We start from the raw sequence: 22,086 nt of genomic DNA, 5'->3' as shown, positions 1-22,086 counted from the left end.
GGCTCTCCTTAAATGGCGCCCAGCGCGAGCTTGCGGCGCTCCATCATGCGCAGCACGAAGGGGGTGAAAATCAGTTGCATGGCCAGTTCCATCTTCCCGCCGGGTACCACGATGGTGTTGGCCCGCGACATGAAGGAGCCGTGCACCATGCTCAGCAGATACTGGCAGTCGATGCCCTTCGGATTGGCGAAACGGATCACCACCATGCTTTCGTCCGGCGACGGGATTTCCCGCGCGATGAACGGGTTCGAGGTATCGACGCACGGCACGCGCTGGAAGTTGACGTGCGTGCGGGAGAACTGCGGGCAAATGTAATTCACATAGTCCGGCATGCGGCGCAGGATGATGTCGGTTACCGCTTCGGTCGAGTAACCGCGCTGCTTCTTGTCGCGCCACAGTTTCTGGATCCACTCCAGGTTGATCACGGGCACGACCCCGATCAGCAGATCGGGATGCCGAGCCACATTGACCTTGTCGGTCACCACGCCGCCGTGCAATCCTTCGTAGAACAGCAGATCGGTCCCTTCCGGCAACGCTTGCCACTCGGTGAACGTGCCGGGCTCTTGCTTGTACGGTTCAGCCTCCTCGGTGCTGTGCAGATAGCGACGATGCGTGCCGGTACCGGACTCGCCGTAACTGCGGAACAGATTTTCGAGCTCGTCGAACAGATTGGTCTCCGGGCCGAAATGACTGAAGTTCATATTGCCGGTCTTTTCCGCCTCGGCAAGCATGGTCTTCATTTGCTGGCGGTCGTAGCGATGGAAGCTGTCGCCTTCGATCACCACCGACTTCACGCCTTCGCGGCGGAAGATGTTTTCGAAGGTCCGCGTGACGGACGTGGTACCGGCGCCCGAAGAACCGGTAATGGCGATAATGGGATGGCGCTCTGACATGACCGTGAACTCAGAGAGGTGCGCGGAACAAGCCGCGCTCGTTAAACAGCGGATACGAAAAATCGTCCCGGCGCGGTTCGAGGTGATAGCGCTCGATGCGCTCGACTTCGTTTTTCGAGCCGAACACCAGGCCGACGCGCTGGTGCAGCGAACTGGGCTGGACCGAGAGGACCGGCTGCCGCCCGGTGCTGGCGCGCCCGCCGGCCTGCTCCATGACGAACCCGATCGGGTTCGCTTCATAGAGCAGGCGCAACCGCCCTGCCCTGCTGGGATCCTTGGTGTCGCGCGGGTACATGAAGACGCCTCCGCGCATCAGGATGCGATGCGCTTCGGCAACCATCGACGCGATCCATCGCATATTGAAGTCCTTGCCGCGCGGCCCGCCCGTGCCGGCCAGGCACTCGTCCACATAGCGCTTGATGGGCGCTTCCCAGAAACGGCTGTTGGACGCGTTGATGGCGAATTCCTGCGTATCCTCGGGCACACGCATGTCGGGATGCGTGAGGACGAACTCATACAGGTTCGGATCCAGGGTAAAACCGTTGACGCCGTTGCCAACCGTCAGCACCAGCATGGTGGTCGGGCCATAGATGGCATAGCCGGCGGCGACCTGGGTGCAGCCTGGCTGGAGAAAGTCCATTTCTTCGCCCTCATGGAGCCGTTCCGGCGCGCGCAGCACGGAAAAAATGCTGCCGACCGACACGTTCACGTCGATGTTCGATGAGCCATCGAGCGGATCGAACGCCAGCAGATATTTGCCGCGTGGAAACTGCGCTGGAATTTCATAGGGCTTCTCCAGTTCCTCCGACGCCATGCCGGCAAGCTGTCCACCCCATTCATTGATGCGCAGAAAGGCGTCGTTACTCAGTACATCGAGCGTCTTTTGCTGCTCGCCCTGCACATTGACGGCGCCACCGGCATTGCCGTACACGCCGCCCAGCGCGCCGAACGCCACGGCGCGCGCAATATGCTTGCAAGCCATCGCGACATTGAGGATGACGCTATTGAAATCGCCTGTGGCCTCGGGATGGCGCCGGCGTTCTTCAATGAGGAACTGCGTCAGGGTGAACTTCGGGGTCAAAGGCATGATGTGTCTCCCATCGTCTTTTAATCATCTGGAAGTCAGCGCGCCGCTGCAGCTTGTGCGCGCAGGCGTTGCATGATCGTCCGGTAGCCGCCGTCCGCGTCGGCAGCCCCGAAAACCGCGCTGCCGGCAACGAAGGTATCGGCGCCGGCGCGCGCGATCTCCGCAATGTTCTCGACCTTCACGCCGCCGTCGACCTCCAGCGAGACGGGCTGGCCGCCGTCCTCCCGGTGACGCTCGATGCGGGCGCGGGCCTCGCGCAGCTTGTCGAGCGTGCCGGCGATGAAATGCTGCCCGCCGAAACCGGGATTCACACTCATCAGCAGCACCATTTCGATCTTGTCGAGGGTGTAGTTCAGATAGTCCAGAGGCGTCGCGGGGTTGAACACGAGTCCCGCCTTGCAACCGTGATCGCGGATCAGCGACAGCGTGCGGTCGATATGGCGGCTCGCCTCGGGATGGAAGGTGATGAAATTCGCGCCGGCCTTGGCGAACATCGGAATCAGCGCGTCGACCGGTTCGACCATCAGGTGCACATCGATGGGAATGGACACGTGCGGCCGGATCGCCTCGCAAACCAAGGGGCCGATGGTCAGGTTCGGTACGTAATGGTTATCCATCACGTCGAAATGAACGAGATCGGCGCCAGCCGCTTCGATGGCGCGCACCTCATCGCCCAACCGGGAAAAATCGGCCGACAGGATGGACGGGGCAAGCCGGATCTGTGCGGTGCTCATCTCAGTTCTCCCTTGCAAGCACGCCGTCGTGCCAGTGATGAAGTGCGGCAAGATCCACCCAGCGTCGGCCCATGCCCGGCACAAGCCGGGGCAATGGCTGCTCCGGATCGCCGAGATGGGGCAGGACGACGAGCGCTTCATCGAACCAATGCATCTCCGTGTAGGGCGTCGTCGTGACGACGGTCGGAATTCCCGCAGCCGTCGCCGCACGCAAGCCGTTGCACGAGTCTTCCACGGCCAGGCAATCGGCACCTTGCAGACCGAGTTGCTGCAGCACGGCGTGATAGACGTCCGGCGCCGGTTTCTTCACCGGCGCCGTGGCGGCATCGCCAATCGACGCGAAGCGCTTGTGCCAGTCCGTACCCAATGGCGCGCACAGCAACGCATCGAGATTGGCCGGCGTGGTGGTGGTCGCGATGGCGATGGGCACACCCGCGGCCTCGGCCTCGGCGATCAACCGGTGGATACCGGGGCGCAACGGCAATCCACCGCCGTCGACACGCGCGGCATAGTGACGCGTCTTGATGGCATGCACCGCGTCGATGGTTTCCTTCACTTCGCGGCCACGGGCTTCCTCCGGGTCGATGGTGCGCCAGTAGTGCAACAGGCGCTCCTTGCCGCCGGCTACATTCAGCAGGCGCGCGTACAACCCCTCGTCCCAGTACCAATCCAGGCCAACCTCGGCAAAGGCCGCGTTGAACGCTTCGCGATGCGCCGCTTCGGTATCGGCCAGCGTGCCGTCGACGTCGAATATCAATGCTTGCACGTCTTACTCCTTGTCTTTTGCCTCTTGGAACACGCGACTGGCGAGCAGATCTGCCGCCGTGATGGTGGTCAGCGCGGCGTCGTCCGCCACCGTGTCCGCATCGTTCAGCAACCGCGACGCATGCCGCAGCCGGGCCCGATCGAGGGCATTGCGCACGCTTCGGGCGTTGGCGAAATGCGGCAATGTCATGCGGCGTTCGAGGTACTGGGCAAATACGACCCGGCTCTCTTCATCGAAGTGGTATTGCATCGACTCGAGCATCAAGTCGGCAATCTGTAGCAACTCCTGAACGTTGTAGTCGGGAAAATCGATGTGATGCGCGATGCGGGACGACATGCCGGGGTTGGACTCGAAGAACCGGTCCATGCGGTCCTTGTAGCCGGCCAGTATCACGACCAGGTCCTCGCGGTTGTTCTCCATCACCTGCAGCAGTATCTCGATGGCTTCCTGGCCATAGTCGCGCTCGTTTTCCGGACGATAGAGGTAATACGCCTCGTCGATGAACAGCACCCCTCCCATCGCCTTCTTGAGGATTTCCTTGGTCTTCGGTGCGGTATGTCCGATGTACTGCCCGACCAGATCGTCGCGCGTGACGGACACCAGATGTCCCTTGCGCACATAACCCAACCGGTGCAGGATCGCCGCCATGCGCATTGCAACGGTGGTCTTGCCGGTCCCGGGATTGCCGCTAAAACACATGTGCAGGCTGGGCGTGCACGCGCTGAAACCGCGCGCCGACCGCAGCTTGTCGACCAGCAGCAGCGCGGCGATGTCCCGGATGCGGGATTTGACCGGCGCCAGCCCGATCAACTCGCGATCGAGCTGCGTCAGCAATTCGGCGATGCCGGATGTCGCCAGCGAGCTGGACAGCGTGGCCGGCGGCAATGTCTCCATGGTTCCAGGCGCGGACATACGGCTCTCCTTCGTTTAGTAGCGCTCGCCCTCGGGGTGGAACAGAACCGCATAGCTCTCGATCGAGTAGCGGATCCGGCGGCTTTCGTCTTCCTGCCGCACCAGCCGAAAACCCGGTTCGTGAGCCGGCCGGTTGACGATGAAGGACAGCACCACCGATTCGATCGTGTGCGTCGAGTCGAAGGCCGTGACGCGGATGTACTGGTTGGGAAACGTCTTGCGGGCGTTGTTGATCTCCAGCAGGAGACCGGCCGCATCGCGGAGATCGAACATCGGCAAGCCGAACATCTCCCAGTACGTATTGCGCGGATGAGGATCGTCGGTGTATTCGATGCCGACCGCCCAGCCTTTGTCCAGGCAGTATTCGAGCTGCCTGGTGATCTGCTCGTCCGTGAGGTCCGGCAGGTAGGAAAAGGTGCCTTGTGTAATGCGCATGGTGTCCTCTCTTGCGGCAATTCAGCGTTGGGGAAGTCTCGGTCGCGGTGTCACGCCACCGACGCGGTGGGTACGAAGTCCGACGTGTCAGTCGGCGTGTAATTGAAGGTGATGTCACCCCAGGTGTCGAGCGCGGCTTGCAGCGGCGAGCACCATTTGGCCGCTTCGCGCAGGATCTCCAGTCCTTCGTTCTTGATGTCGCGCCCTTCGTTGCGGGCCAGCACCATCGCCTCGAGCGCCACGCGGTTGGCGGTCGCCCCCGCTTGAATGCCTTGCGGGTGACCGATGGTTCCGCCACCGAACTGCAGCACGACGTCGTCGCCAAACAGGTCGATCAACTGGTGCATCTGGCCCGCGTGAATGCCGCCCGACGCGACCGGCATCACCTTGCGCAGCGACGCCCAGTCCTGATCGAAGAAGAGACCACGCGACAGATCTTGCTTCGTCACCGCATCGCGGCAGACGTGGTAGTAACCCTGCACGGTAAGCGGATCGCCTTCCAGCTTGCCCACTGCGGTGCCGGTATGCATGTGGTCCACACCGGCGAGACGCAGCCACTTGGCGATGACGCGGAACGACACTCCGTGGTTTTTCTGGCGGGTATAAGTGCCGTGACCTGCGCGGTGCAGGTGCAGAATCATGTCGTTCTGCCGGCACCATTGACTCAGCGACTGGATGCAGGGCCAGCCGACGACCAGGTCGATCATGACGATCACCGAGCCCAGTTCCTTGGCAAGCTCGGCGCGCCGGTATATCTCTTCCATGGTGCCGGCAGTGATATTGAGGTAGCTGCCCTTGACTTCGCCCGTTGCAGCCGATGCCTTGTTGACGGCATCCATCACGAAAAGGAAACGGTCGCGCCAATGCATGAAAGGTTGCGAGTTGATGTTCTCGTCATCCTTCATGAAATCCAGGCCGCCTTTGAGCCCCTCATACACGACGCGGCCGTAGTTGCGTCCCGACAGGCCGAGCTTCGGCTTGGTGGTGGCGCCCAGCAGCGGGCGGCCGTATTTGTCGAGCCGCTCGCGCTCGACGATGATGCCGGTCGGCGGGCCCGTGAAGGTTTTGACGTAGGCCACCGGAAAGTGCATGTCTTCGAGACGGGCCGCCTTCAGCGGCTTGAAGCTGAACACATTGCCGATGATAGAGGCGGTCAGGTTGGCGATCGACCCTTCCTCGAACAGCGACAGATCGTAGGCGATCCAGCAGAAATACTGCTCGGGATTGTTGGGCACCGGCTCGACGCGGTAGGCCTTGGCCCGATACATGTCGCACGCGGTCAGGCGATCGGTCCACACGACCGTCCAGGTCGCGGTCGAAGACTCACCCGCCACGGCCGCAGCCGCTTCTTCCGGGTCCACGCCAGGCTGAGGCGTGATGCGGAACAACGCGATGATGTCGGTTTCCTTGGGTTGGTAATCCGGGTTCCAGTACCCCATCTGCCGATACTTGAGCACGCCGGCGGCGTAACGCTTGGCATCGGGCATCACCGTGCTTTCGACTGACTTGGTCATCGTAGTGTCTCCTGTTTGGTTGACCGACCACATGAACACCAAGCTTATGCGGCACGATAATTAATGTATATTCAAGAATTGATGTCTCTCGATTAAGGATTTCTTAATGAAAGGCGTGACACTCCGGCAAATTCGCGTCTTCGTCGCTGTCGCGCATCATTTGAGTTTTTCGCGCGCAGCCGACATGCTGAGCCTGACGCCCCCAGCGGTAACCATGCAGATCCGCGAGCTGGAGACGCAGATCGGGCTGCCGCTTTTCGACCGCGAGGGCAGGAACGTTTCGTTGACCATTACCGGCGAATATTTCCTGGTCTACGCGCGAAAGGTCCTCGCGACGCTTAAGGATGCCGAGGACATGGTGGCTCACTTCAAGAGAGTCGAGACGGGTCGGCTCGTCATCGGAATGGTCAGCACGGCGCAATATTTCGTGCCTCCGCTACTCGGGCGTTTTTGCCAAGACCACCCCGGTGTGGAGGTGAGCCTGTCCGTCGGCAACCGTCAGACGCTGGTGGAGCAATTGCAGCGCAACGAAGTGGATCTGGCCGTGATGGGACGCCCATCGAGGGAGATGGCCACGCGGGCGGAACCTTTCGCGGTGCATCCGCACGTATTCGTCGCGGCTCCGGATCATCCCCTCGTGCGACTTGGGCATGTGCCCGCAGAGGCGCTGGCCGGCTATAACTTCATCGTGCGAGAACCCGGTTCCGGCACGCGCGCGGTGCTGGAGGAGTACTGGAAGCGGCACGGCCTTACTCCCCATATCACGATGGAAATGTCAGGCAACGAGACGATCAAGCAGGCCGTGATGGCCAACATGGGGATCAGCCTCTTGTCCCTGCATACGCTCGGTCTCGAATTGAGTAACGAGCGCATCGCGATCATCGACGTGGAAGGCGCCCCGGTGTTGCGCCGCTGGCATATGGCGAATTTGCTCTCGAAGGTGTTGTCGCCGCCCGCTGAAGCGTTTCGTTACTTCATGCTCGAGCACGCGGAGGAATTCCTGAGGCAGGAGTTCGGCCACGTATGACGCGAGCGCCCTGTAGCCTCGGCGACTCCGCATCGGGCGCTGCAGACGCGGCGTCCCGCGGGATCGACGATACTGCTGCGGGGCGCGGAGATTGATCGAGCCGTCGACCGTGAGTTCGCCCGGTTCGAGCGAACGAAGTCACGCGGTGATAAAGACGAGATTCACCTGAGCGTCCTGGTTGCGTCCGTCACGAATGTTCCGCATGACTTTGCCACCGATGAATCTAGTCCTGTCTCAGTGGCGTATGCGCAGCCTCTGGAGCGACGCCGCGTTCAATGAAAGAGCTTCAACGCCTGCACCAGCGTATTGGCGACACCCCATGTCAGAGGAATCAGTGCATACAGCCAGAACACGGCCAGTAACATCTTGTTGGTTGGATGAGCGGTTTGCGTCGACATTGCGATTCTCCTTCGTGTCGTTACGGAGTTAGTTGCCGGCCGCGAGTTGCGCTTCCGTCATGTGATGCTTGTCATGCACGCGCTTCACCAGCAGGTTGCAGACGAAACCGATCAGGAGCACCACCACCATGACGTGTACGGTCATCGTGTACGCGTCCGCCTTCGCGACGCCATGCGCGATCTGGTACGCGCGAAGGTAGTTGACGAGCACGGGACCCGCGACACCCGCCGCCGCCCACGCCGTCAGCAGACGTCCGTGAATGCCGCCGACGTAAGCCGTGCCGAACATGTCGGCAAGGTACGCGGGCACGGTCGAGAAGCCGCCGCCGTACATCGACAGGATCAGGCAAAAGCACAGCACGAACAGCGCGATATTGCCCGTCGCCGCGAAAGTCGGCACGAAGTAGTACAGCACGGCACCCAGTGCGAAGAAGATGAAGTACGTGTTCTTTCGGCCCACGAAGTCCGATGCCGAGGCCCATAGGAAGCGGCCGCCCATGTTGAACAGCGAAAGCAGCCCGACGAAACCAGCGGCTGCCGCGGCCGTGACGGTGTCCTTGAAGCTCTCCTGGATCATCACCGAAGCCTGGCCGATAATCCCGATCCCGGCCGTCACGTTCAGGAACAACACGAGCCAGATCAGATAGAACTGCGGCGTCTTCAACGCCTGATCAATGTGCACGTGATTACGCGTGATCATCTTCTGCGTCGCGGTCGCAGGCGGCGTCCAGCGGGCGGGCGCCCAGCCGGCCGGCGGCACGCGAATAGCAAGCGCGCCGATCGACATCGAAATGAAGTACGCAACGCCGAGCACGACGAAAGTTTCGGACACGCCCACACTCGTTGCGCTCTTGAAGTGGTTCATCAGCGCGACCGACAACGGCGCGGCGATCATCGCACCGCCGCCGAAACCCATGATCGCCATGCCTGTTGCCATGCCACGGCGGTCCGGGAACCAGCGGATAAGCGTCGAGACAGGCGACACGTAGCCGAGCCCCAGTCCGATCCCGCCGATTACGCCGTAGCCCAGATACAGCAATACGATTTGGTGGGTCCACACGCCGATCGCCGACACGATGAGGCCGCCTCCGAAGCAGCACGCGGCCGTAAACATCGTGCGGCGCGGGCCGACTTTCTCGAGCCACTTGCCCGCGAATGCCGCCGACAGACCGAGGAACGCGATCGCGAGCGAGAAGATCCAGCCGAGCGTGGTCAGCGTCCAGTCGTCCGGTGCGGACTTCGTGATGCCGATGACTTTCGTGAGCGGTCCGTTGAACACGGAGAATGCATAGGCCTGGCCGATGCACAGGTGCACGGCGAATGCAGCTGGCGGCACCATCCAGCGGGAGAAGCCCGGCTGGGCGACGGTCGCCGCCTTCGAAAAGAACGGCGCGTTGCCCGTGCGGCCAGCTGGCTCGATAACACTGCTCATAGTCGTCTCCGTTGGGGGATCTTGCGGTAATCCGATACCGTACGTCGCCCTTTCGTTTGCACATCTCGTTTGTATATCTACGCACCAGCGGGCTGCTGAAATACCGATCGAAGACGGAACGGCGACCTTTCACCGAAAGGGAGTCGAAGACGACTCGCTGCAGGTATGCGAACCCCGCGTTGCTTCACTAAAGATTTTTTTTTAGAAACCTGCTAATCCGCTTTCTGATTCATCAAGTCATTCGCCAGATCCAGAACCCGGTTCATTCCGATTCTTAATATTGGCTTCGCCAACATGTTCGCTCGCGTGGCCATGAGCTTTGAAGGCGATATGGCATGCATCTGAGCCCGCCAGCGGCGTAACGCTTTTTTGCATCCGGGATTACGCCGCCTTTTGTCGAACTTGGTCATCGTTTGCCTCCCGTCCTGATGACCTCATGGACACCAAGCTTATGCGAGCGCGATACTTAAAGTACATTCACGATTTCTTTGCTCTCAATTCAGAATCTCTTAGCGGAAGGCGTGACACTCCCGCAGATCAGCTCGGAGACGAGGACGGCGCTATTCGACGAGAATCCCCTCGTCACAGATCAATTGCGCAGCTATCCAGCATCGAAAGCCAACACCACCGTGCGGAGAACAGTCATCAGCCCACGCGGGAGCGCGAGCGGCGCATGCGAGGCTTTCGCGACCCGAAGCGCACCCAGGCTTTCTTATCGACCTTCGGTCCGGTCGGGCAGCACTAGGTTGGCAAGTTGACAGTGCCCGGCCAGCCACAAGCTTTTTACTGTTGCGACTGACATTGCCGTCTATTTCTACGACCCGCAACATCCCTGGCAGCGCGGTTCGAACGAGAATACAAATGGGCTATTGAGGCAGTACTTCCCGTACGAGCACTGCTAAAGCTCCTCCCGCGCGGCGCTCCCGATAAGCAAAGCCGTTCACGAACGCAAACGCAAGATAAACCGCGATTACAGAGTCACTTAGGCTGCCCTTCGCTTCTCCTGATAGGCACTGTGGCACCGATCGTGCTTGCTTCCCGGTTCGCCCTCATGTGGAAAATCAACGATGCGTCTCAACCCGCTGATCCCCAATGCGCGCGCCGATATCGATCTGATCCGCGCGCTGATTCGCTGTGATACCACCAGCAGCCGATCCAATCTCGCGCTGATCGATTTCGTGCGCATGTGGTTGAAGGACCACGGCGTCGAACATGTGATCGTGGTCGGCGATGCGGCTGGCGCGAAGGCGAACCTCTTTGCGACGCTACCCGCTGCAAATGGCGATACCGCGAACGGCGTGCTGCTTTCGGGCCACACCGACGTCGTGCCCGTCGCGGGTCAGGCATGGTCCTTGGATCCGTTCGATCCGGTGGTTCGCGCAGGAAGGTTGTACGGGCGAGGCGCGTGCGACATGAAGGGATTTATTGGCGTCGCGCTTGGCCTTGTGCCGCTGCTTTCACGGCGACCGCTGCGCGAGCCGCTTCACCTGGCGTTTTCGTTCGATGAGGAAGTGGGTTGTCTCGGCTTGCCGCTGCTGCTCGCCGAACTCGCGGAACGCGGCATTCGTCCGCGCGGGTGTGTGGTCGGGGAGCCGACGGACATGCGCCCCGTCGTGGCGCACAAGGGCAACAACGGTTATCGATGCTGCGTGCGGGGCCATGCAGCGCATTCATCGCTAGCGCCGCACGGCGTCAACGCGATCGAATACGCGGCGCAGCTCATCTGCCGCATCCGCGAAATCGCCGACACCTTGCGCCGCGACGGCCCATTCGATGACGCCTTTGCCGTACCGTACGCCACCGCGCAGACGGGACTGATCTCGGGCGGCAATGCGCTGAACACGGTCCCCGGGCAGTGCGAATTTCAGTTCGAGTATCGCAATTTGCCGGGCGACGACCCCGAGCATCTTTACGAGCTCGTCGCCCGTTTCGCGCGAGAACGGCTGGAACCGCAGATGCGTGCGGTGGCGGCCGGGGCGCGTATCGACTTCGAGAAAATCGGCACAACGGTCGCGCTGGATGTCGACGAGGAGGCCGCCATCACGCGACTCGTACGCGCGCTCTGCGACGACACCGCTGTACGCAAGGTCGCCTATGGCACCGAAGCCGGACTGTTCGCGCGGGCAGGCGTGCCGACGGTAATCTGCGGTCCGGGTTCCATCGACGACGCCCACAAGGCGGATGAATCCGTCGCGCTCGATCAGCTCGACGCATGCGCGGACTTCATCGTCCGCCTCGCCAACACGATTTCGTTATGAGGACGCGCCGCGCAGCAGAATGGCTTCGAGATCGTCCTCTTCTTCTTCCGGAGCATGAAGTCGCAGGCTGGCCTCGATATGCGCCAGATGTTCGACCATCAGCTTTTGCGCGAGCTTGACGCTGCCGTCCTCGATCGCGTCGATGAGGCACCCGTGTTCGTCGTGCGGACATGCCTGGGAGGTCGGCGCGTCGTACAGCAGTATCGTCAGACAGGTCAGCATTTGCAGGCCGCGCATCGTGCGCTCGATGAAGCGGTTGCCGCCCAAGTGCGCCAGCAGCACATGGAATTCGCCCGACAGGCGCACGGCGGTGCGACGATCGTCGCGCTTGCGCGCTTCCTGTTCACGCGCCACATGGGCTCTTAGCAGGGCAATGTCCTTTTTCGTGGCGGAGCGGCACACTTTCTCCACGATTGGCAATTCTATCTGACGCCTTGCCTCGAACAACTCGCGTGCTTCCTCGACGGTCGGACTGGCGATGAATGCGCCGCGGTTCGGCACGATCGTGACCACCAGTTCATGCGAGAGCTGTTGGAGAACTGCGCGCACAACCGTACGGCTCACACCGAAAATGGCGGCGAGCCGGTCCTCGGCGAGCTTGGTCCCCGGGTGGAGACGGTGCTCAGCGATGGCGTTCATCAAACGTTCGTAGATAGGGCCGCGCTGTGCGCCGTCGAACGAGCCTTTCAGCTCCCCTTCGCTCGATGATCCGCGCTTCCTTGCTATTGGCATGACGGCTTTCCTTGTTGTGCGACGACGTTCTGCTCCAATTGTCCCGCAGATTGCATACGAATTCCATAAGGATTGTATGTAGCCGTTCCGTTTGCCTGCCGCCCATTTGCCACAGATGTCGCCCTCCCCTCCATGGTGCCGACAGCGCCGATCATGGTGCATCGATACCCTTGACTGGTGCTTGGGGTATGCGGGCGACCCGACATAAGTCGTATACAAAATCGCAAATTGTTGTATCGAGAAGTCGGCAACCCAGTAAACACAGGCGTCCATAAACGCACGTTTGTGTGTATGCAAAAAGTGGCACGGTCCTCGCTAAAAGAGTCGGGCGATTGCTCCGCGGCGCTGCACGACGACTTACCGACCCACTCCACCGGGAATACGATGCGAACGTTGTTGCTGGCGCACGGCAGTGCGCTCTCCAATCTCCCGCTCTTCGTCGCGATCGACGCGGGCATCTTCGCGGCGCGCGGCATCCAGGCGGAAGCACCGGAACTCGCCGAATTCAAGTCGACGGCGGCACTGCTGAGAACCGGCGCGGCGTCGATCGGCACCACGGGCTTCACGCAGGCGCTCGTCGATCACGCGCTGCCCGATCCGCTGCGCATCGTCGGCGGCAGCGGCAAGCTCGGCATGGCGCTCGTCGGGCAAGCCGGCCTGGACGTGAGCCGCTTGCGCGGGCAGCGCGTCGGTACCTTCGCCGACGACCCGATGGAGGCCCTTCTCTTCGATGCGCTGCACATTCACGGCGTCGGCATGGACGAGGTCGAGTGCGTTCGCTTCCCTACGCTCGGCGACGCCGTCAGCGATCTGCGCACGGGCCGCATCGCCGCGCTGACCGTCGTGGAACCGTGGATCTCGCGACTTCAGGCGCAGGGCTTCGACGTGCTGTGCGACGGCCTCGAAGCCTGGCACGGCGAATATCCGGACACCGTACTCGTCGCGCGAGCGAGCTTTCTTGCCAAGCGGCCGGATGTCGTGCGCGAGGTGCTCACCTGCATGCTCGACGCGCAGGCGCTCATCCAGCGCGATCCACGGGCCGCGGCCCGTGCGAGCGCGCATCGCTGGCCGGCGTTCTCGCACGACGAACTGATGGCCGGCATCGCCAGGCAGCCGCCCGCCGTCGACATTCGCCCGTTCGCCCAAAGCGTGCTCGCGCGCGCGCCGGCGCTCGAAGCGCTCGGGCGCATGCGCATGACCTCGCGTCTCGCGGACATCTTCGCATTCGATCTGCTCGACGAACTGCTTGATCACCGCCATGCGGCGTCGAGCCAATGAAACGCCTTCTTTCCTTCTGACGGGGACTCACACGATGTTCAGGAAATTCATCGATGGAAACGCGGCATCCCTGCACCTGAGCGCGCTCGGCCACGGCCGACGCGACTTTCTCGCACGCGGCGCCTGCCTTGCCGGCGGTGCGATGCTCGGCGGCGCATGGCTGACCGACGCCGCGGCGGCCGGCTCGGTCACGCTCAAGGCGACGCACGGCACGGGCCTCTGCAACTGCCCGTTCTTCCTCGTGAAGGAGCGCAATCTGGCCCAGGGCGTCGCGCTGGATTTCGTCACGACGCCGACTAACGCGGATATCGCGGCGTTGTTCGGCGCGGGCGTGGTCGACGTGAGCGTCGTGCCCTACACCAACTTCATGACGCTCTACGACGCCGGCGCGCCGATCAAGGTGGTCGCCGGTTCCGGCGTGCAGGGCTGCGTGATCGCGGCGCAGCCCGGCATCACATCGGCGGAGCAGTTGCGCGGCAAGACCATCGGCACCTTTCAGGCGGACACGCTCGAAATGCTGCCGTACGACTATCTGAAGAAGGCGGGTCTGAGCTTCAAGGACGTCAAGGTGCGCTACTTCGGCACGTCGCCGGAACTGGCGCAAGCGTTCATCGCCGGCAATATCGACGCGATGTGTCACATCGAGCCGTACGCGACGCAGGCGCTCAAGTCGCGCCCCGGCTCGGTGATGCTGTCGAACGGCGTCGATGTCTACGGCGCGAACTATTCGGATTGCGTGCTCGCAGTGCGCGAAAAACTGCTGCACGATAACCGCGACGCGGTGAAGGCGCTCATCAAGGCAATGATGGTCGCGCAGCATCAGGAAGAGCAGGACCGCGCGGCGGCGGTGAAGGACACGGTCGGCAAGTACTTCAAGACGAGCTATGACGCCACGCTCGACGCCGCAACCAAGCAGCCGCCGATGATCGACCAGCGCGCCAACGAGGCGTTCATCCTCGGGCGCGCCCAGAACCTGAAGGAGCTGCGCTATATCAAGAAGCTGCCGGGCAAGGAGATGTTCGACTGGGGACCGCTCACCGAAGTCATCAAGGAAAACGCGGACCTGTACGGCCAGTTGCAGCGCAAGTCCGCATGAGCAGCCCCATGGGAATCGCTACCTCCGTGCTCAGGCGCAGCGGCGAAAAGAAGGCGGCTGACCGCGCCGCTGCCGGCCGTGCGTCGTGTCTGGCCGCCCGGCTCGTGCCGCTGTTATGGGGCATTGCGTCGCTCGCGTGCTTCATCGGCGTCTGGGAAGCCGCGTGGGCGCTCCATTGGGCCGATCCGTTGCTACTGCCGCCGCCGCATATCTTTCTGCGCAACTTCGGCTCGCAGGCGCAGTACTTCCTGCCGAGCGACGTGATCGGCGAGCAGTCGAGCGGAACGGCATTCGGCGCGCTTGCCATGACCATTGTCGCGACGACGCTGCGCGTGCTTGCCGGCCTCACGCTCGGCTTCGTCTGCGCCGTGGCGATGGGCGTCGCGATCCGCTATTTCCGGCTGTTTGGCAACCTCACGCTGCCGACCATCACGCTGCTCGCGCCGATTTCCCCGATCGCCTGGTTGCCGGTCGCGATCTTCGTGTTCGGCATCGGCAACGGGCCCGCGGTGTTCATGGTCTTCATCTCGCTCTTCTTCGTGATGACCGTCTCGACCATCGGACAGATCGACAGCGTGAGCCGGACGCATCTGAACGTCGCTGCGGTGATGGGCGCAACGCGCGCGCAAACCTTCCGGCACGTGATCCTGCCGGCCATCCTGCCTTCGCTCTTCATGGTGTTGCGTATGAACCTGTTCGGCGCGTGGATGGTCGTGCTGATCGCGGAAGCGACCGGCGTCGGCAGCGGGCTCGGCCAGGTCGTCATGCTCTCGCGCAATACATTCAACGCAAGCCTTTCATTCTTCACGATGACGCTGATCGGCGTGCTGGGATTCGCGTTCGACTATCTGCTGCGCATCGTCCAGCGCAAGGTGCTGTTCTGGGTGCCGGAAAGCGGACTGAGGAAATGACATGAGCGATCAAGCCAACATCGCAGTTGAAGCGCGCGCGCAGCCGGCGCTCGTCACGTGCAGTGCCGTGGGGAAGATATGGCCGACGCAGGGTGAGCCGTTCGTCGCGTTGCGCGACATCGAGCTGGAAGTTGCGCGCGGCGAGTTCGTCGTGTTTCTCGGTCCGAGCGGATGCGGCAAGAGCACGCTGCTTTTTCTGATCGCCGGGCTGGAGCAGGCAACTCAGGGCCGCATCGTCTGCGGCGGCGCGGAAGTGAACGCGCCGGGCACGGATCGCGGGCTCGTGTTTCAGGAAGCGTCGCTGTTTCCGTGGCTGACCGTCGGCGAGAACGTCACCTTCGGGCTCAAGATGCAGCACGCGCCGAAGGAGCGCCGTCGCCGCGTCGCGGAGGAGATTCTGGAGCGCGTCGGATTGTCGGAAGCCATCGACAAGCGGCCGGATCAGTTGTCCGGCGGCATGCGCCAGCGCGTCGCGGTGGCGCGCGCGCTCGCGCTGAAGCCGGAGATCCTGCTGCTCGACGAACCCTTCGCCGCGCTCGATGTGCAGACGCGCGCACGCATGCAGCACTTTCTGATCCAGGTCTGGCGGCAGGCTGGCGTGTCGATGATCTTCGTCACGCATCACATCGACGAAGCCATTGCGCTCGCCGATCGCATCGTCGTATTCACGGCGCGGCCGGGGCGCATCAAGACCATCATTCCGGTCGATCTGCCACGCCCGCGCGATTCCCGCAACCCACGGTTCCACGCGCTCGCCGACCAGCTCACCGACTTGCTGCGCGACGAAGTCGACCGCGCGTTCGCCGAACAGGAGCGCATCAAGTCATGATCGATGATTCGGGCGATGTGCTCCGCGTCGCGGCGATCCAGTCGCCGCCATCCACGACCGATCTCGCCCGCAACGAAGCCCTTGCCTTCGATGCAGTGCGGCGCGCGGCCGACGCCGGCGCGCGTCTGATCGCGTTGCCGGAACTCGTGACCGTGCCGTACTTCGCCGGCTCACCGGCGGGACGGTATCGCGGGTGGGCGCAACCCGCGCACGGCGCGTTCGCCGATCGGTGGGCGGCGCTCGCGAAGGAATGCGGCGCCGCGCTCGTCGTGCCGTTCTACGAACACGATCCCGCCAGCGGCTGCTTTCACAACGCCGTGCTCGGCTTCGACGCGAACGGCGCGCCGCTGCGCGATGACGGCGGCGCCATCGCGCGCAAGCTGCATCTGCCAGTCGGCGGCGAACCGCCGCCCGGCTTCGACGAACCCGCGCACTTCACGCCCGGCTCCGCGCTGCACGTGGTGCGCGTGGGCGCATGGCGCATCGGCGTGCTGGTCTGCTACGACCGCCGCTTTCCCGAATGCTGGCGGGCGCTGCGCGCAACCGGCGCCGACCTCGTGATCGTGCCGGTGGCGGGCAGCGGCGGCGACGACATGGACTTTTTCGTCGGCGAGATGCGGACTCACGCGCGCGAGAACGGCCTCGCCGTGCTGTGCGCGAACAAGGCCGGCGATGAATTTCTCGATGACGCGCGGATCGACAATTTCGGCGAGTCGTGCGTCATCGCCGCCGACGGCGCGGTCCTCGCGCGGCGTTCCGGCGCGGCGGGCGCGGGCGTCGTGTCGGCATCGCTGAGTCATGCGGAGATTGCGCGCACCCGTGAGCGGCTTCCCTACTTCTTGCATCGGCGTACCGATCTGTATGGCACGCCATCGTTCTGATCACCACCATCATATCGAGAGAGCAAAGACCATAATGTCCGAAACACTGATCGTGGCAGGCTGGATAGTCAACGGCGCGGCCGACCGCCATAAGGCGGAGATTCTGCGCGATGCGGCGCTCTATCAGCGCGACGGTGTGATCGTCGAAATCGGCCCGCGCGATGCAATGGAGCAGAAGTATCGGCACGCCTTGCGGCTCGGTTCGCCGGATACCGTGCTGATGCCGGGCTTCGTCAACAGCCATCATCATGTCGGCCTCACGCCCGTGCAGCTCGGCTCGCCCGACTACGCGCTCGAACTCTGGTTCGCGGGCCGCATGGGCGCGCGCGAGATCGATCTGTATCTCGACACCCTGTATTCGGCGTTCGAAATGATCGCGTCGGGGATCACGACAGTTCAGCACATTCACGGCTGGCGACCCGGCCCGCTCGACGCCGTGCATCGCGCTGCATCGCGCGTGCTCGACGCGTATCGCGATCTCGGCATGCGCGCGTCGTACAGCTTCGCGGTGCGCGATCAGAACCTGCTCGTCTACGAAGCCGACGACGACTTCGCGGATCGCCTGCCGCCCGACATCGGCGAAAAGCTGCGCGCGCACCTGCGGCGCTTCCGCATTCCGCTGTCCGATTACCTGCAACTTTTCGACACGCTCACACGTGAAAACGAAGGCCACGCGCTGACCGCCATCCAGCTTGCGCCGGCGAATCTGCACTGGTGCAGCGACGACACGCTACTCGCGCTAAAGGAAAAGTCGGACGCGCACGGCGTGCCGATGCACATGCATCTCGTCGAAACCGCCTATCAGAAGGAATATGCGCGCCGTCGCTCGGGCAAGACCGCGGTCGGTCATCTCGCGGATCTCGGGTTGCTCGGGCCGTCGCTTACGCTTGGCCATGGCGTGTGGCTGACCGAGGCGGACATCGAGACCATTGCGCATACGGGCACCTGCATCTGCCATAACTGCAGCTCGAACCTGCGGCTGCGCAGCGGCGTTGCGCCGCTCAACGCGTTCGCGCGGCACGGCGTGACCGTCGGCATGGGACTCGACGAAGCCGGCATCAATGAGGACCGCGACATGCTCCAGGAAATGCGACTCGCGCTCAACGTCCACCGGACGCCCGGCATGGACGACGACGTTCCCACGTGCCCGCAGATTCTCAGGATGGCGAGCGAAGACGGTGCGCGCACGACGCCGTTTGGCGCACGCATCGGGCGTCTGGAAGAAGGCCGGCTCGCGGACCTCGTGCTGATGAACTGGAAGACGGCGACGTGGCCGTATCAGGACGACGATGTGCCGATGCTCGACGCGCTGATGATGCGCGCGAAGACCAACGCCGTCGATGCCGTGATGATCGGCGGCGAAGTGGTGTATCGCGATGGTCGCTTCACGCGCGTGGATCGCGATGCGGTGCTCGAAGACATTGCCCGCGCGTTGTCGAAACCGCGCACGGAGGATGAAATCGCGCGGCGCGAGCTTGGACGGGCGGTGTTCCCGCATGTGAAGGCGTTTTATGACGGCTATCTGACGGGCGAACGCGTTGCGCCACCGGAGCCGTTCTATGCGCCGTCCTCGCGTGTCTGAAGGGGAATGCGACGTGCAGGCCCTTCTCGATCTGGTCGATGCGCGTTTCGACGCGCAAGTGCAATTTCTTTCATCGCTCGTACGCGAGCCTTCCGACAACCCGCCGGGCAACTGCGCGCCGCATGCGGCCATGACGGCCGCGCTGCTCGAAGGCTTCGGCTTTCGCGTGGAGCGGCATCCCGTTCCGCAGGCGCGCGTCGAAGCGGCGGGCATGAAAAGCGTGACGAATCTCGTGGTGAGGCATCGTTTTGGCGATGGCCCGGTCATCGCGCTGAATGCCCACGGCGATGTCGTGCCGCCCGGCGAAGGCTGGTCCGCCGACCCGTACGGCGCCGAAATCCGCGGTGATGCGTTATACGGCCGGGGCGCGGCGGTATCGAAATCGGACTTCGCCACGTACGCTTTCGCGCTGAAGGCGCTCATCGACAGCGGCGCTCGCATCGGCGGAACGGTCGAGCTGCATCTCACTTACGACGAGGAGACCGGCGGGCTGCTCGGGCCGGCGTGGCTGCTGGAAGAAGGCATCGTCGCGCCCGACTATGCGATCTGCGCGGGCTTCAGTTACGCGGTAACGGTCGCCCACAACGGATGCCTGCACCTCGAAGTAACGGTGAGCGGCAAGTCGGCCCACGCCGCGCGCCCGGACTCGGGCCACGACGCGCTCGAAGCCGCCACCGGCGTGCTCCAGGCGCTGTATGGGCATCGGTGCGAACTTCAGGCGATCCGCTCGGCGACGCCCGGTATCGAACATCCGACGCTCGTCGTCGGGCTGATAGAAGGTGGCATCAACACGAACGTCGTGCCGGACCGCGTGACGCTGCGGCTCGACCGGCGCGTCGTGCCGGAAGAAGACGCGACGCGGGCGCGCGAGCGCATCGAGGCCGTCGTGCACGACGCCGTGTGCGATCGTCCGGGCATTGGCGTCGAGATTCGCGAAGTGCTGGCAACCGTGCCGATGCGCTCGCTTCCCGGCGCCGACATGCTCACGCGCGCGCTGCAGGCCGCAGCGCGCGAGATCACCGGCAGCTATATTCCGGCCGAAGGCGTACCGCTCTACACGGATGCGCGTCTCTATTGCGAGGCGGGCGTGCCGACCGTCATCTATGGCGCGGGGCCGCGCACGCTGCTGGAGGCGAACGGGCATCGCGCGGATGAACATGTGAGGCTCAACGACATGCGGCTCGCGACCAAGACCGTCGCGCTGGCGCTCGCCCGACTGCTCGGCGACGCCTGACAACGAGGAGACGAAAAAGACGCCATGCGCATCAAGATCATCAATCCCAACACCACGCAAGGCATGACCGACGCGATAGCGCGTTGTGCGCGCGCCGTGGCCGCACCCGGCACCGAAGTAATCGCGGTCAGTCCGCCGATGGGGCCGCGCTCGATCGAAGGCCATTACGACGACGCCCTCGCCACGCCCGGCCTACTGATGGAAGTCGAGCGCGGCGAACGCCAAGGCGTCGATGCCTACGTGATTGCCTGCTTCGGGGATCCGGGCCTCTTCGCGGCGCGCGAGCTGGCGCGCGGGCCCGTCATCGGCATTGCGGAAGCGGCGATGCACGCGGCCAGCGTGCTCGCGCCGGGCTTCTCGGTCGTGACGACGCTTGGGCGCACACGCGGGCTGGTTTGGCATCTGGCCCAGCGCTACGGCATGGAACGCTTCTGCCGTAACGTGCGCGCGACGGAGCTTGCCGTGCTCGAACTCGAAGTGCCGGGCTTCGCCGCCCGCGCGACGATTCTGGACGAATGCCGGCGCGCGCTCGACGAGGATGGCAGCGAAGCGATCGTGCTCGGCTGCGCAGGCATGGCCGACTTGTGCGCGCAGTTGCAGGACGCGCTGGGCGTACCGGTTGTCGACGGCGTGACCGCTGCGTTGAAATGGTGTGAAGCGCTCGTTGCATTGAAGCTGCGCGCCGCAAAGCATGGGGAATACGCGCGTCCGATCGCCAAGCGCTACACCGGGGACTTTGAAAAGTTCAGCCCGGCGTAAAGCGTCCGTACGCATACGCGGCCGCTCCGCTTCCGCCCGCTGACGCCTCTCCCGCCGTCGATCTCAACCGGTGTGCAACTCGACGGACAGGTGCGCTTCGCGCTGCTCCATCGCCTCCTTGCATCAACAATCAAGGCGCGGGAGCGCTGAAATGACAAGTACCGGTCGAATCAATCTGTGCCTTGGCGGGCGCGCTTACTTCGTTCATGCCTATCCGGCACCTCGCCTTGGTGTGATCGGGAATGGTGAGTCTTGCGGCCCGCGAACGCGCACTTTCGGTAGAGTCGAGATGTGGCGCGGTAGCGGTAGGCTCGGTGTGTCTGTTGCCGCCTCTTTCGTCTGGCGGTGCCCCAATAACCTCGCCGTAACCCCGTTTCCACATCCCGCTCATCGAACCCAGCGTGCAGATCTCCCGCACTGGGCTCTCGGACAAGACATCACGCCTTCACACACGCCAGGCTACGCCCCCACGTGCACTCAGACGTACGAGACCGAAGTACCCGTAAAGATGCGGGGATGGATGGATAAGTCCCGCCCCGGCGTCGTCTGAGCTTATCACCGGTACTACGGGCCTCTCCGCCATCCCAAGACGCCCGGCCTGTCCCTCGCGGGCGTCCGGTTGGTCATCCCTGACCACGCCGAGGGACTTCCCGTGTTGCGTACGCTTTCCTTGTGTACATGCTGTCGCCACTACCCCGGCGCAGCGACTGGGCGTCCAGCCTGCTCATTCACCCGGTCGTATCAGCCTTCCCCGATAGGGTTGTCGGGTCGGCCTGCGCATCGTCCTTTTCGAGGTTTGCTCGGCGTTCACTCGCGTTACGGCCTGCACACTCGCGCTGTCACCTATTTATGACACGCATTACCAGAGGCTTCAGCCACTTCGTTACCTCCACGACTGCTAAGTTGCTTCCGGCTGGAGCGGTTGCCGGGCGGGGCTTGCACCCGCTGGAAAACGCCGCCTTTTCACGGCGCACACCCATCACCGCCGTTCAGAACTTTCCCTCGAGTGTCTCAGGTGCGCTCCAAAGCCGACTCCCGGTAAAGCATCCGATCGTTCGTCAAGATACGAGCGCTGCCAGGGTTCGTATCTATCACCCTTCATCGCATCGCGGCAAAAACCAGGCCGAGCAGCGCACCTCCGTCGCCTTTGTGGCATTTTCGGGCGCGCCGCTGAGACGGTCTCATCAAGACTCTCCCGCGAGCAGGTCGCGATATTGGCATTGATAACATCGATGCATCAATGCTTCCAAAAATCGCACTTCTGTTCTTGGCCTTCCTGCGCAACTATCTGTTACCAGAAGCCCGAGCAAACGATTCGATAGAACAGC

21 protein-coding genes and 2 pseudogenes are annotated in these 22,086 nt (G+C 63.1%); 12 read left to right on the top strand and 11 right to left on the bottom strand.

Features of this window, described 5'->3' with window-relative positions:
- Positions 1–8: 8 nt before the first annotated feature.
- The 7 genes from AWB83_RS09220 to AWB83_RS09190 are packed head-to-tail and all read right to left on the bottom strand — an operon-like array spanning position 9 to position 6,341.
- Positions 9–893 (bottom strand): phosphoribulokinase, encoded by an 885-nt coding sequence (locus tag AWB83_RS09220; RefSeq protein WP_087044502.1) that lies wholly within the window; start codon positions 891–893, stop codon positions 9–11.
- A gap of 10 nt (positions 894–903) precedes the next feature.
- Positions 904–1,980: a class 1 fructose-bisphosphatase gene (locus tag AWB83_RS09215; protein WP_087044500.1), complete on the bottom strand. Its 1,077-nt coding sequence runs from the start codon at positions 1,978–1,980 to the stop codon at positions 904–906.
- Between the two features lie 35 nt (positions 1,981–2,015).
- On the bottom strand, positions 2,016–2,714 hold the full coding sequence (gene rpe, locus AWB83_RS09210) for a ribulose-phosphate 3-epimerase (protein ID WP_087044498.1): 699 nt from the start codon (positions 2,712–2,714) through the stop codon (positions 2,016–2,018).
- 1 nt (position 2,715) lies between these two features.
- Entirely contained in the window at positions 2,716–3,480 is a 765-nt protein-coding gene (locus tag AWB83_RS09205) for an HAD family hydrolase (protein ID WP_087044496.1), read from the bottom strand.
- Between the two features lie 3 nt (positions 3,481–3,483).
- A complete protein-coding gene (cbbX, locus tag AWB83_RS09200) occupies positions 3,484–4,392 on the bottom strand; it encodes a CbbX protein (RefSeq protein WP_087044494.1) in 909 nt (302 codons plus the stop codon).
- Between the two features lie 15 nt (positions 4,393–4,407).
- Positions 4,408–4,827, bottom strand: coding sequence for a ribulose bisphosphate carboxylase small subunit (locus tag AWB83_RS09195; RefSeq protein WP_087044492.1), 420 nt, complete (start codon positions 4,825–4,827; stop codon positions 4,408–4,410).
- A gap of 50 nt (positions 4,828–4,877) precedes the next feature.
- Positions 4,878–6,341 (bottom strand): form I ribulose bisphosphate carboxylase large subunit, encoded by a 1,464-nt coding sequence (locus tag AWB83_RS09190; RefSeq protein ID WP_087044490.1) that lies wholly within the window; start codon positions 6,339–6,341, stop codon positions 4,878–4,880.
- Positions 6,342–6,447: 106 nt separating this feature from the next.
- On the opposite strand from AWB83_RS09190, the gene AWB83_RS09185 reads away from it, so the two are divergent.
- A complete protein-coding gene (locus AWB83_RS09185; RefSeq protein ID WP_087044488.1) occupies positions 6,448–7,368 on the top strand; it encodes a LysR family transcriptional regulator in 921 nt (306 codons plus the stop codon).
- A gap of 272 nt (positions 7,369–7,640) precedes the next feature.
- Here AWB83_RS09185 and AWB83_RS09180 read toward each other — a convergent pair whose 3' ends face one another.
- The 3 genes from AWB83_RS09180 to AWB83_RS36440 all read right to left on the bottom strand — a co-directional run bounded on the left by AWB83_RS09180 (position 7,641) and on the right by AWB83_RS36440 (position 9,608).
- Complete coding sequence (locus tag AWB83_RS09180; protein WP_087044486.1) at positions 7,641–7,766, bottom strand: MFS transporter small subunit; 126 nt, start codon at positions 7,764–7,766, stop codon at positions 7,641–7,643.
- A 28-nt stretch (positions 7,767–7,794) separates the two neighbouring features.
- A complete protein-coding gene (locus AWB83_RS09175; protein WP_087044484.1) occupies positions 7,795–9,198 on the bottom strand; it encodes an L-lactate MFS transporter in 1,404 nt (467 codons plus the stop codon).
- A 212-nt stretch (positions 9,199–9,410) separates the two neighbouring features.
- Positions 9,411–9,608 carry a hypothetical protein gene (locus AWB83_RS36440; protein WP_159463030.1) on the bottom strand — a complete coding sequence of 66 codons (198 nt, stop codon included), beginning with the start codon at positions 9,606–9,608 and terminating at the stop codon, positions 9,411–9,413.
- A 168-nt stretch (positions 9,609–9,776) separates the two neighbouring features.
- Here AWB83_RS36440 and AWB83_RS37695 point away from each other — a divergent pair.
- From AWB83_RS37695 to argE, 3 genes and pseudogenes are all read left to right on the top strand, one after another.
- A pseudogene (locus AWB83_RS37695) lies at positions 9,777–9,940 on the top strand (IS6 family transposase); the annotation flags it as partial.
- Between the two features lie 25 nt (positions 9,941–9,965).
- A pseudogene (locus AWB83_RS35745) lies at positions 9,966–10,085 on the top strand (IS30 family transposase); the annotation flags it as partial.
- A gap of 180 nt (positions 10,086–10,265) precedes the next feature.
- Positions 10,266–11,456: an acetylornithine deacetylase gene (gene argE / locus AWB83_RS09165; RefSeq protein WP_087044482.1), complete on the top strand. Its 1,191-nt coding sequence runs from the start codon at positions 10,266–10,268 to the stop codon at positions 11,454–11,456.
- Here argE and AWB83_RS09160 read toward each other — a convergent pair.
- A complete protein-coding gene (locus AWB83_RS09160) occupies positions 11,451–12,110 on the bottom strand; it encodes a GntR family transcriptional regulator (protein WP_279629084.1) in 660 nt (219 codons plus the stop codon). The two genes, argE and AWB83_RS09160, sit on opposite strands and share 6 nt — an antisense overlap.
- Positions 12,111–12,572: 462 nt before the next feature.
- Between AWB83_RS09160 and AWB83_RS09155 the strand changes: the two genes are divergently transcribed.
- Genes AWB83_RS09155 through AWB83_RS09120 form a run of 8 tightly spaced genes read left to right on the top strand, consistent with a single transcriptional unit; the run spans position 12,573 to position 20,758 of the window.
- Positions 12,573–13,466 carry an ABC transporter substrate-binding protein gene (locus AWB83_RS09155; RefSeq protein ID WP_159463029.1) on the top strand — a complete coding sequence of 298 codons (894 nt, stop codon included), beginning with the start codon at positions 12,573–12,575 and terminating at the stop codon, positions 13,464–13,466.
- Between the two features lie 34 nt (positions 13,467–13,500).
- The gene (locus AWB83_RS09150) at positions 13,501–14,562 is read left to right on the top strand and encodes an ABC transporter substrate-binding protein (RefSeq protein ID WP_087044477.1); all 1,062 of its coding nucleotides are present in this window, start codon (positions 13,501–13,503) and stop codon (positions 14,560–14,562) included.
- Positions 14,563–14,570: 8 nt separating this feature from the next.
- Positions 14,571–15,473, top strand: a complete 903-nt coding sequence (locus tag AWB83_RS09145; protein WP_087044475.1) for an ABC transporter permease — start codon at positions 14,571–14,573, stop codon at positions 15,471–15,473.
- Position 15,474: 1 nt separating this feature from the next.
- Positions 15,475–16,302, top strand: coding sequence for an ABC transporter ATP-binding protein (locus AWB83_RS09140; protein ID WP_087044473.1), 828 nt, complete (start codon positions 15,475–15,477; stop codon positions 16,300–16,302).
- Positions 16,299–17,183: a carbon-nitrogen hydrolase family protein gene (locus AWB83_RS09135; protein WP_087044471.1), complete on the top strand. Its 885-nt coding sequence runs from the start codon at positions 16,299–16,301 to the stop codon at positions 17,181–17,183. The genes AWB83_RS09140 and AWB83_RS09135 overlap by 4 nt, the downstream gene beginning before the upstream one ends.
- A 34-nt stretch (positions 17,184–17,217) precedes the next feature.
- Positions 17,218–18,765 (top strand): amidohydrolase family protein, encoded by a 1,548-nt coding sequence (locus AWB83_RS09130; protein WP_087044469.1) that lies wholly within the window; start codon positions 17,218–17,220, stop codon positions 18,763–18,765.
- Positions 18,743–19,999, top strand: a complete 1,257-nt coding sequence (locus AWB83_RS09125; protein WP_087044467.1) for a M20/M25/M40 family metallo-hydrolase — start codon at positions 18,743–18,745, stop codon at positions 19,997–19,999. The genes AWB83_RS09130 and AWB83_RS09125 overlap by 23 nt, the downstream gene beginning before the upstream one ends.
- A gap of 24 nt (positions 20,000–20,023) precedes the next feature.
- A complete protein-coding gene (locus tag AWB83_RS09120; protein ID WP_087044466.1) occupies positions 20,024–20,758 on the top strand; it encodes an aspartate/glutamate racemase family protein in 735 nt (244 codons plus the stop codon).
- The last annotated feature ends 1,328 nt before the right edge of the window (positions 20,759–22,086 follow it).

Origin of the sequence: Caballeronia ptereochthonis (genome assembly GCF_001545075.1) — a bacterium.
Classification (GTDB): domain Bacteria; phylum Pseudomonadota; class Gammaproteobacteria; order Burkholderiales; family Burkholderiaceae; genus Caballeronia; species Caballeronia ptereochthonis.
Note: the sequence above shows the minus strand (reverse complement) of the source record. Positions and strands in the feature narration are given on the sequence as shown.